Consider the following 9,799-nt stretch of genomic DNA (forward strand, 5'->3'; position numbering starts at 1 on the left):
ATGGAATTCTGGAAGGTTTCAACAGCCTCATTCAATCCGCCAAGGCCAAGGCTCGGGGTTACCGCACGCACAAGAACTTTATCAACATGGCCTACCTGATCCTGGGCAAGCTGGATCTCAGGCTACCCACTTGAAATGACGAGGAACCCCGGAGTTACAATATTGTGGATTCTGTCATAAGCAGAGACATCCTGATTGAGTTTCCAGTATTTTTTGCTGAAAAGCTTCACATTCACATAGGTTGGGGTGTTTGACGTGCTAGAAGATGTGGACGAGCTGGTTCCTGCGGAAAACGGCACCACTGAACCGTATTTTGCGGCAACATCCGCGAGTTCACTTTGTTGTTGATTGACGATCTCAGGAAAGCTCGGTGTTGGTGGATCTGTCTTCAACAAAGTTTTGACTGTCGCTGCATCAGCCCCGTATTGCGGATCGGTTTCGCTGCTTGTGCTATAGGGATTCGCAAAGACATATCCAAGTTGTGAGTTACTCTCCAGTGCGGTTGCCAACTTAGGATCTGATTTCAAAATGGCAGGGGCCAGTACAAATTTCCACTGTGCGATGTTTGCGGCAATTTGCGGGTCATTGGACTGCATGGCCGAGCTGAGATCCGTGTCTATGGCAGACTCAACGCCAGGCCACAGGTCCTTGCCAGATGATCCAGCGATTTCCTGGGCGAGAGCGGGGAGGCCGGATGATATTTGATAGGCTAAGTACGTGATTCCATTCACCAGCCCTAATGAGGACGTCGAAAAATTCGTCATTGAAGACAGGATTGAGTTGCCCTGTACTGATTTTTTTATGGTTGTGCCCGTGCTTCCAGCGACTACATCGTTTATGGCCACCTGTACGGGGAAATAAAAAAGCAATAGTGCTACAAATATTGAAGCGAATTTTTTAATCACATGAAGGATAGCGTCTTTTTCTTCGATGCTTATAAAAATGGTGTGGAATACACCGAAAACCGCTAATACGAAAAATAGCCAGCCGCCGTACTCAATAAGCCCCTTGATGATTGAGCCTGTCAGAGTGAACCCAACAGCGGCAAAAATGTTGATGACCATTTGTACGGGTGCGGATTCCATTTATAAGACTCCGTTCGGGTTGGTGTTGCTGACTGGATTGGGTTCATTCTGGTTAGTCAGGTTCCTCAGCTGGCTCTCGTTAAGCTGGACGGCAGCCACTTCTGATTGTGCAATTCTGGCTTTTGAGTTTTCATAATTCTGCATAGCGTTGACTTGATTTTGCAGCATTGAAATCTGCTTCATGAGAGATTTTTTCTTGTTCAGCAAATCCGTAGTCGTTGCGGATGCTGTACTGCTTGTTGAAGAACTGCTGGATGCAATCTTGAGCGATGTTTTCTCAACGTCCTGGTAAAGCTTGATAATTTGAGCGCGGATGTCGGTAATGGCTATTTGACCTGACAAGGCAGACACATAAAGACTCTGTGCCTGGGGTGGTAGCTCTTCTGCGGCAGAAAACCCTGAAGAACCGACAATATTCCGCGCTTGAGAGGGCAGACAGGCACCGGTACCACTATCAGCCGCTGCCGGCTTATTGAGTGCGGACGAGGTGCAATCCGGGATTTGTGAAGCTGGCGTTCCGCCCAAAATCTCGTTCAGGGCATAGGCTACATGGGTCTGCATATTGGCATTCATATCATAGACGGTGGTTTCTGGCGGTTTAACAACCAGTGAAGCACTGCCGGCGGAGTTGTCCCCAACCTTTGTGTCTTGAAGTAATCCCATGAGGCTTTCGATTCTGGTCGTCACATTCATGTTGGTATAATTTTTGAGGAATCCGATATTTCCGAAGCTTTCGGGTAATTTGTTGCTGACAATACTGCTGAGTGCGCTGCTTGAATTGACGCAATTTGTATATGCTTGCGAGGCCCCTACCCCACTGGCAATCTGTTGTTCAAAGCACTCATTATGTGCCTGAGCCATTTTTCGTGCGCCCATGTTAGCGCCCATCGCTTTTGCCTGTTGCATGGAGCACTGGCTGGCAAACTGAGAAAAATTGAGGTTCAGCGTCTTGTTCTCCATGTTCATCACGGAAGCGAGCGTCGGATTAGAGTAAGCGGTTGCCAGAAGATAATTTTCAAGCGCAGCCTGGGTGCCGCCAATCAGAGTGTTCTTGAATTTGTTGATGATGGCCGTTGGATTGATGGATTGGATGAATGCTTCCGGATTGATGCCTGAGCAGCTCACGCCGAGACTTCCATTGAAGCCTATGTTGGCAGTCGCGGAGCTGTTTGGTGAATATAGCGACCCAGAGCCTATGGCGGCTCCAAACTGCATGGTGTTTTCGCCGTCGCCAGAAGAATAGAGGCTTGAGGCCTGGGCCGCTGACATGGCCAACAGGAATGCCGGGATGAGCAATACAAGCTTTTTGGGGGTTTTCATCTGGTGTTCTCCACCTGTCCAATATCTTGTTTTCTAAGATTAATGATGTCGTTTCTCAGGGACTTTATGCCAGTTTCCCCGCCGATTTTGATAGTTTTATGGTATTCGCCATCAGTAATTACTAAAGTTGGCACTCTATTTACGCCCATTTTTTCTGCATTTTTAATAGATTCCGGGTTGACGTTAAAGTCAAACCAGCTATTTGCCGCGTATCGTATGGCATCTTGCAGGGATCCAGCCCCAACCAGATTCTCCGAAACCGTTATATTGGGATTTTCTGTGGCTATGGCTTGTATGACCTGCTCTTCTTCGGCGCAACCCGGGCAAAGCCTCGGGGTTTCTCCCCAAAGGACTACATGCATGTCATCTCCATAGTAATTGGGGATTTTTGCCGCCAGAGCTAATGCTGCAGGGATTTTCTGTTTTTGTTTCTCCAGGCTTTCTTCTTCTCTGGTCAAGGCGGCCGCGACCTCGGTTGCGTTATCCTGTTGCCTGATTTCTTCCAGGGCCCATGCCTTGATATGCGAAGGTGTGGGGTCAAGTAGGGCTGTGGCCGCTGCTTTGGGCGGTTTCCCGTAGTTTTTGTAAAACGACTTCTCGCGGGTGGCCAGAGTTGCCTTTGGTTTAATCTTCTTTTCCTTGAGTTGGATGACTTTCTTTTTTTTAAGGCACGCGGTCATTTGTCCTGGGGTCAGAAATGACCCGCAGTTCGAGCCAATAACGCCCGGCGTCAAAAAAGAATCGGCCCATGAGGCTGGCCCGCAACTCAAGCAAAACGCGACTATGAGCGCCACGGAAGTCTTACGCGCCGTGAATACCATGTAGATCCCATTTGTGCGTGCCATTGGCGTAATCTATCTGTACCCCGCTCGTAGGGCTTCCTCGTCCCGCTTCTGTAATTTCAAGGCCTTTACGGAATGGGATGTGCTCTTGATGCATGGCCACAGCCAATTGTGCGAGGTTTTCCATATTCGCACCCGATATTTTGAGTATTACGACCGTTCGCGAGTGCGATTGTTTGAGCTTTACCGCCTCAGCCATAGCCTTTCCAGCTAAAGCTTTAGTGGTAAACACGGTGATCTTTGATATTTTTCCCGGTGCCCCTGGTGCAACCACTTTCTTTTTGGCGTGGCCTTCTCTGGCTATTTTTTTTACTCTGAGGAACGGGTAAACCTTACAGATGCTGGCTTTTGGATAAACCAAACCAGAAATTTCCACATTGCCCTTTATGCCTTTTGTCTGCCCTGGCAATAGTTCAAAATCACCGTGATTCGAGCGGAAAAGATCTGCTTTAGAGCACGGCTCACCATCTGTAATCGTGCCCGAGAAGTTTTCAGCATACGCATGACATGGGATCATGATAAATGCCGTTAGCATCAGCGTAAGCTTTATTTTTCTAAGCCTCATCATCGCACGCCGACCGACACGGAGTAGCCTTGAGGGGCGCTGAATGATACGGAATGGGAGGCGACGCTGATCTTGCCTAGGATCCATCCAGAAGCAAAGCGATGCCCGTAGGAAACCCATTTGCCAGTGCTTATATCACCATTTCGGACAACGTAGGCATATTCCTCGCCCGATCTATCCACTGTCCGGAGCACTTCATAAGGTGGCGGGGTTTTTTGCGTGACCGATGCAGTAATGCGGCCACTGTTCCGCAATGACAGAATGTGTTTTGAGCTGGGTCCTTGTTGTGCGCCTGGTATAGCCAATCCAAATGATGGCCTATGGTATTCAGGCTGAGGTGAATATGCTGGTGGCGTGTAGTTATTCGCCGCGTTCGTTGATGGCGTATATCCAGTATTCAACCCCGGGCCACTTGGAGGTGTGTCGCTCAGTGCGGAGCTGGGAATAATCGGCTCCTTGGGGGCGGCGCCCTGGTGAATTTGGCTATCCGCCCAACGTACATAAGCACTTTCACCGCCTGAAGGCGTTGAGGCGGGTACGCTTGGGCTTGGTGGAGAATCAGGAGGCACACTACTGTGGGTTTGATTTGTTTCGGTGTTGATAATCGGCGTAGTGATTTTTTCCGTTTTCATTTGTTTTTGAATGATGTCCGGATTTAACGACGCCGCAGCTGCCGCAGCAGGATTGGTTGACCTTACTGCTTTTGTGGTCTTGGTGCTCCCCAGTTCCCCGGAAAGCGTCTTTGGCTGTTCCGAACGTATTTTATGCAGTTGCGCAGACGCAATATTTTCCGTTTTCATTTCTTCATAGCCGAACACGGATATGGCGAGCAGCACTCCTACGGCAGTAGTAAAAATGACAATTTTTTTCTTTTTTGTCATTAGGCTGGAATGCCCCGAATAAGATTCTGGGGCAGAAATTTCCACGTCTGCGTCATCTAATCCATGGTTGCCTTCAACAAGAGGGTCATCGATGTGGGGCTCCGGTGTTAAAGATTGCTCCAGGTTCGCCGTTTGTTGTTCCGGTTCCATCTTGTAATCGTCATTATTAGGTGTCTCGTGGTCTGTAGGCAGGTTTACAGGCGTGTCACTTAAAGCCTCATCAATAAGCGGGTCACTGGCGCTCACGATAGGTTCTTTGCGGGATATGTCGCTTTTCCCTAAACCTTTCTTGCCCAGCATGTCTAAAAGTTTCTGGTTCATCTTATCCCCTGAATATTATCTGCCCTGATACCATACGGGTACTCTCTGACAAATCTCTTGAGAGAAGCCATATTGTCATTGTTTTCTTGAAGCAACAGTTTATCAAAAATGGCGGTATCGGTTGGATCTGTGGACGATAGGGCGTAAGAAAGCGGATCAGGGACCACTCTTCCCACTGTTGAGGGCATACCCTCCATGCTGACGTAAAACTCTCCGTAATAACGCTTTTTCAGTCTGAGTGACCGTACCAAAGCTAGATCGTTTTTGCTCATTGGTATGTATTTCCCGAGTTTTTCCATTTCACTTTCGCTCTGTGGTAAAACATATTTCGTAGCGGTATTCGCCAGAATCACCTGGCCGACCGGGGAATCAAAGTCAGCCATTCTCTGGCTGATAGCAAAAGCCTGCCCGCCAAGAGAGCGGTAGGCACGAAATGAAGTATCCAGGAAATCGGCCGAATACTCATCTTTGAGTAAGCTCCAGATTTCATCAATACCCAGTAATTTTTTTACGCCAATAAGCTTGGGATCATACATAATATCGTTAATGAAATGGAACAAGGAAAGCACGACAAATCCTTGACATTGCATGCCCGAAAGTTTTGCAAGATTGAAAAATATGAATCGATCGTCATCTTTAATTTCGCGTGGGGAGTCTACGAGTTTAGAAAACTGCCCGGATTCATATGCTTTCATTTTTTGCGCGAGTAATTCCCCCTTTTCCCCCTTGGTGCGCAGGACAGTCAGGATATCCTTGAGTAAGGTTTCCCTTTTAATTGTGTCTGTGGCTTCGTCATAATTTTCTTGTGACGCCTGAAGCGCGGAAGAAGATAGTAGTTCTTCATCGATTTTATCGACTTCCTGAGTGTTTTTTCCCTGTGTTATCGCCTGGATCAGTGCTGTGGTCCAAAAGGCCTGATTGGCCTTCGTCGGTTTCCCGCCGAAAGGGTTGATGCTGACCGGATTATCTAAATCAATTTCGACATACTTCCCTAGTAAGTTGGCGAGTTTTTTGTAATCCGGCTTGATGCTGATGAGCGTTGCTCGTACATTGTTAAGCCGCCACATTTGCTTGATGTAATCATGCACGAAGAACGATTTACCTGAACCGGAGCCACCAGCAACCAAGAAATGTGGATTAGACTCAGCCAGAGCCGGGTTTACAAATAGGGGGTTTCCCCATCTGCTGGCATAGATAACTGGCGGCATGGACTCAATGGCGGTATCGTCAATGGCTTCGTCTTTTTTGAACAGATTCTTTGTTACACCTTCCCATGCGCCTCCCAGTGGAATCAGGTCGGCCAGATCAGTGGAGAGCAAGCGGCGGTGCCTGGCCAGCCATGAATTGATTTTCTTGTCCTGGGCCAGCGGGTATGAGTGAAGGATGGTGTTGGCGCCAATGATGGTTTCGACGTTGGCCTCCATGTTACGCGCGCGTAGAAATCCGCAAACACGGTCTGCCATATCGTCTGCGTCATCTGGGCTAACCCCTTGGATGATGACGCCATACATCACAGAAAGCATTTTTTCGCCCCGATAGGCCCGTTCTTGAGCGAGGACCATTGATGCTTCTGCTTCCTGTGACTCCACCTTGTTAAAAGCGGTTTGCATCCTGCTGCCAATGAAAGATTGGACTTTAAGTGAAGCCATGGCGAGAGCCTGAACCGGAACGTGAATATTGGCGACGATAATGACATCTCCGAACTCGCTGGTTAGCTCGGATACCATGCCGCTGTAATATGCCGACGGCTGGGTGGTCATCGTGACCATCCTGAAATGCGTATTCCCGGTTTGTATGCCATTGTCACTTATGCCAATCGGCCCCATAGATGCAATGGTGTCACCAAGAACGTCACCCTGACGATAAACTGGTGCGCGTGCTGAGCGATCCCGATCTGGGAAAAACATTTTCTGAATAACGGCTGAGAGCTCATTCTCGTTGGCTCGCAAATAACTCAACCCAACCGCCGAAATTTGTCTTTCAATGGTTCTACAGGTTCGATTAAACGCACGAATTTTATCGGCGAGTTTTGAATCTATTTTTTTCTCGATATGCTTGAGAGAAATTGCGCCTATAAGCGAGTCAATCAAGCTTAAACCACCTGCCCATTTGTACGGAGCGGTGCGCAAAGTGATGATGATGTCCTGGTCAACCGGTTTGAAGTTGATGTCGGGGTTTTCCGGGAAAAAGCCATCACGCCTAGCGTCCAGCCAGCGCTTCGCGGTTTCCTCCGCAAAAAGCTTCGCCGTCTCGTCCCTGCCAGCTGTGTTGAGGTAAGCATCAATATACTTGGCAATATTGCTGGTTCGCATGGGCATGATTTGTGCGGAGAAACCACTTGGCAGTGCGGACAGCACTTTGGAAACTGCGCCAGAGACAAGCGCATCACCATTCAACATGGTTTCAACCGGGGGGACCCCTATCTTCCAGACAATACCAAAGGATCCATCCTCCATGATGTAGATGGTACCCGCCTTCCCCATATTGAGTGGGACGAAATAGGGAGGTATGTAATCTGACACCTTTGGACCGGGATCCAGATCGTTTTCTATATCGTCATATTTCGTCTGGTTGAAAATTTTTGTGCCAATCATTTATTTATCCCCGGATATGCTGCTTTCACTCTGATTGACATTAGGGATGCTTTGTACCCCACCAGAAGTTTTCCACCGGAATCCAGTAATAGGGATGCCAACCCATGTACCCATGTGCAGAGTGTCGTTGGCATCAACCCATGGATAAACATAGGCCATTGCCACCTTCGGGGCTTCTACAATGCCAATGCCTGGCGGTGGCGTATAAAGCGGCTGCTGGAAGGAAGCCGATTTCGCTAGTTGCTTCACGATATTTGACCCGCCACCTTGCGCGTGATTGTAAGCGTCTTGCATCGACATGGTTTTCACGACGATATGCCCTGGGGTAGCGCATCCCGCTAAGGCGACAACAATGGCAATTGATCCAAATGTTTTTACGATTTTTTTCATGGCCATTATTTCATCCTTTCTTAAAATTACGTGTGAGCATGGATCCAGATTCTGGCAACGGGATGGTGTCAGTAATCACCACCGTGAGGGGGGTATTGGCGCCGACCTGGATCGATGGTTCGTATAAGTTGAAGTATTGTTGAAGGGCCTTGCTGCCAGCTTGAGCGCCACCCTGCGCGACACCGGCTAGAGCTGCGGTATATGGGTTGCCGGTCAATATGGAGGATCCACCTCCGCCGTTATTCGAGTAAGTGGTGGTGTATTGACCTTGGCCAACGGCACTTGAAGCACCAGAAAGCGCCCCCAAGATAGCTTGCCCTGCCACCTCGTTACCCAGGTTCTCATGTACGACGCCTTTCACGCCTTCGACACCATCCTGGCCTACGACCCAGCCCCCAATTGCCCAATTTTTGGTTTGGCCGTCTGGCATGTTGCAGCTCAACTTGGTCGGTTTGAACTCTACCCTGGATGCAGAAAAATTCGCGAAAGCCTGAGCCTGGACAAAGCAATTTTTGAGATCGGACGAGAATCCATTGGCTGCGTGAAAAGTGCCGTTCACATTGATCAGTGCGTAATTATTACCAGCACCGCCTGAAGCGGATCCACCATTTTCAGTGGCTACTACTCCGTTCAAAAGGCTGCCGCGAACAAAACCGTCTGACGCGATTACCGGAGATTTCTTGTTTGATTTTTTATCTTCTGTGTTCTTGAGCGGTGTGCTGCCTGACATAGCTTGGCCTGGGGTCTCAGTGAATCGAGAGCTTTGCCCGTTCCCTGTTTCGTTCATATTGTGATAGGTAATCTTCCTGCTATGATTGCGCTCAGTTTCTTTTTCTGAGGCAATCTCATTTTGCAATTCAGCCTGTTGGTTTTGTATCGATTTAAGAATTTTGGCTGTTTGTTCCGCTTCCTGGTTCTGGTGCGCTTGAACGCTTGTTATTTTCTGGTTCTGCTTTTTTTCCATCTGGGCAAAATTACTTTTGATTTCATTGGAAATCCGCTGCTGATACAGCGGTCCAAACTGACCTTCTCCAAGACCACCCATCTGTAAATTATTTTTAGGAGTTGGCTTAGGTGCGCGTTCGGCGGGGTGGCTAAGGCGGCCCGGTGTGGACGTAAGCAAGGCCACAAGGATGATTAATATAACCGCGATAACCATCCCGCCTATCCATTTAAGGGCTTCTTTATTTTTGTTTTTACCACCTCTTGTGTTATCTGTTCCCATCCATCACCTCGTAAAAACTAGGTACATTGTCGCCGTTTGTCCCTGGGAAAGTGTCCACTTATTGGTGCTCACCATTCGCAGTTTTCCAGCACCTGGAATGTGGACAGTAAAGGTAACAGGGTTAAATCGCACAGACGGTTGGAGTGAGTCTTTTTTCCAGGTAGCAATAATTCCGGTCATTTCTGGGCTTTTTATAACGGCTCTGGCGACAATGGTGTAAGGCGGTGTGGACATAATTACCGTATTCACACGTTTTGCCGAGAACCCTGGCATGACGTTCCCGCGTATCATGGAGCGCATAAAGGTTTCTGGTGTGATCTTGGCGGCCTGTTGTAATGCGTCATGGAAACTGCTTGTGGCGTTTCTGACTTGGACAATCGGCGTATAAGAGAGCTTTCTACTAATATCCGCAATATAAATCGTTCCGGTTCCTCGTCATTTCAAGTGGGTAGCCTGAGATCCAGCTTGCCCAGGATCAGGTAGGCCATGTTGATAAAGTTCTTGTGCGTGCGGTAACCCCGAGCCTTGGCCTTGGCGGATTGAATGAGGCTGTTGAAACCTTCCAGAATTCCATTG

General features: G+C 48.5%; 10 protein-coding genes. 1 reads left to right on the forward strand and 9 read right to left on the reverse strand.

The window, feature by feature from the left end:
- Positions 1-134, forward strand: a 134-nt coding sequence (locus BLW97_RS19255) for a transposase (protein ID WP_143214904.1), incomplete at its 5' end; no start/stop codon positions are given.
- Here BLW97_RS19255 and BLW97_RS16945 read toward each other — a convergent pair.
- The 9 genes from BLW97_RS16945 to BLW97_RS16985 all read right to left on the reverse strand — a co-directional run.
- Positions 123-1,085, reverse strand: coding sequence for a hypothetical protein (locus tag BLW97_RS16945; protein WP_075324024.1), 963 nt, complete (start codon positions 1,083-1,085; stop codon positions 123-125). The two genes, BLW97_RS19255 and BLW97_RS16945, sit on opposite strands and share 12 nt — an antisense overlap.
- Positions 1,086-2,405 carry a hypothetical protein gene (locus tag BLW97_RS16950; protein WP_075324025.1) on the reverse strand — a complete coding sequence of 440 codons (1,320 nt, stop codon included), beginning with the start codon at positions 2,403-2,405 and terminating at the stop codon, positions 1,086-1,088. It abuts the gene before it with no gap.
- Positions 2,402-3,250 (reverse strand): thioredoxin domain-containing protein, encoded by an 849-nt coding sequence (locus tag BLW97_RS16955; RefSeq protein ID WP_158025223.1) that lies wholly within the window; start codon positions 3,248-3,250, stop codon positions 2,402-2,404. Before BLW97_RS16955 ends, BLW97_RS16950 begins: the two co-directional genes overlap by 4 nt.
- Positions 3,207-3,815 (reverse strand): hypothetical protein, encoded by a 609-nt coding sequence (locus tag BLW97_RS16960; RefSeq protein ID WP_143214968.1) that lies wholly within the window; start codon positions 3,813-3,815, stop codon positions 3,207-3,209. The genes BLW97_RS16955 and BLW97_RS16960 overlap by 44 nt, the downstream gene beginning before the upstream one ends.
- On the reverse strand, positions 3,812-5,014 hold the full coding sequence (locus tag BLW97_RS16965; RefSeq protein WP_075324028.1) for a hypothetical protein: 1,203 nt from the start codon (positions 5,012-5,014) through the stop codon (positions 3,812-3,814). Before BLW97_RS16965 ends, BLW97_RS16960 begins: the two co-directional genes overlap by 4 nt.
- Positions 5,011-7,608 (reverse strand): VirB4 family type IV secretion system protein, encoded by a 2,598-nt coding sequence (locus tag BLW97_RS16970; protein ID WP_075324029.1) that lies wholly within the window; start codon positions 7,606-7,608, stop codon positions 5,011-5,013. Before BLW97_RS16970 ends, BLW97_RS16965 begins: the two co-directional genes overlap by 4 nt.
- Positions 7,609-8,004 (reverse strand): TraV family lipoprotein, encoded by a 396-nt coding sequence (locus tag BLW97_RS16975; protein ID WP_075324030.1) that lies wholly within the window; start codon positions 8,002-8,004, stop codon positions 7,609-7,611. It abuts the gene before it with no gap.
- A 4-nt stretch (positions 8,005-8,008) separates the two neighbouring features.
- A complete protein-coding gene (locus tag BLW97_RS16980; protein ID WP_075324031.1) occupies positions 8,009-9,223 on the reverse strand; it encodes a TrbI/VirB10 family protein in 1,215 nt (404 codons plus the stop codon).
- 440 nt (positions 9,224-9,663) lie between these two features.
- Positions 9,664-9,799, reverse strand: a 136-nt coding sequence (locus tag BLW97_RS16985) for a transposase (RefSeq protein ID WP_143214908.1), incomplete at its 5' end; no start/stop codon positions are given.

Source organism: Acidithiobacillus albertensis (genome assembly GCF_001931655.1).
GTDB lineage: Bacteria > Pseudomonadota > Gammaproteobacteria > Acidithiobacillales > Acidithiobacillaceae > Acidithiobacillus > Acidithiobacillus thiooxidans.

Excerpts from the sequence above, each read along its gene's own strand:
- BLW97_RS16945 (WP_075324024.1), bottom strand. The coding sequence starts at position 1,085 with ATGGAATCCGCACCCGTACAAATGGTCATCAACATTTTTGCCGCTGTT.
- BLW97_RS16950 (WP_075324025.1), bottom strand. The coding sequence starts at position 2,405 with ATGAAAACCCCCAAAAAGCTTGTATTGCTCATCCCGGCATTCCTGTTG.
- BLW97_RS16955 (WP_158025223.1), bottom strand. The coding sequence starts at position 3,250 with ATGGCACGCACAAATGGGATCTACATGGTATTCACGGCGCGTAAGACT.
- BLW97_RS16960 (WP_143214968.1), bottom strand. The coding sequence starts at position 3,815 with ATGATGAGGCTTAGAAAAATAAAGCTTACGCTGATGCTAACGGCATTT.
- BLW97_RS16965 (WP_075324028.1), bottom strand. The coding sequence starts at position 5,014 with ATGAACCAGAAACTTTTAGACATGCTGGGCAAGAAAGGTTTAGGGAAA.
- BLW97_RS16970 (WP_075324029.1), bottom strand. The coding sequence starts at position 7,608 with ATGATTGGCACAAAAATTTTCAACCAGACGAAATATGACGATATAGAA.
- BLW97_RS16975 (WP_075324030.1), bottom strand. The coding sequence starts at position 8,004 with ATGGCCATGAAAAAAATCGTAAAAACATTTGGATCAATTGCCATTGTT.
- BLW97_RS16980 (WP_075324031.1), bottom strand. The coding sequence starts at position 9,223 with ATGGGAACAGATAACACAAGAGGTGGTAAAAACAAAAATAAAGAAGCC.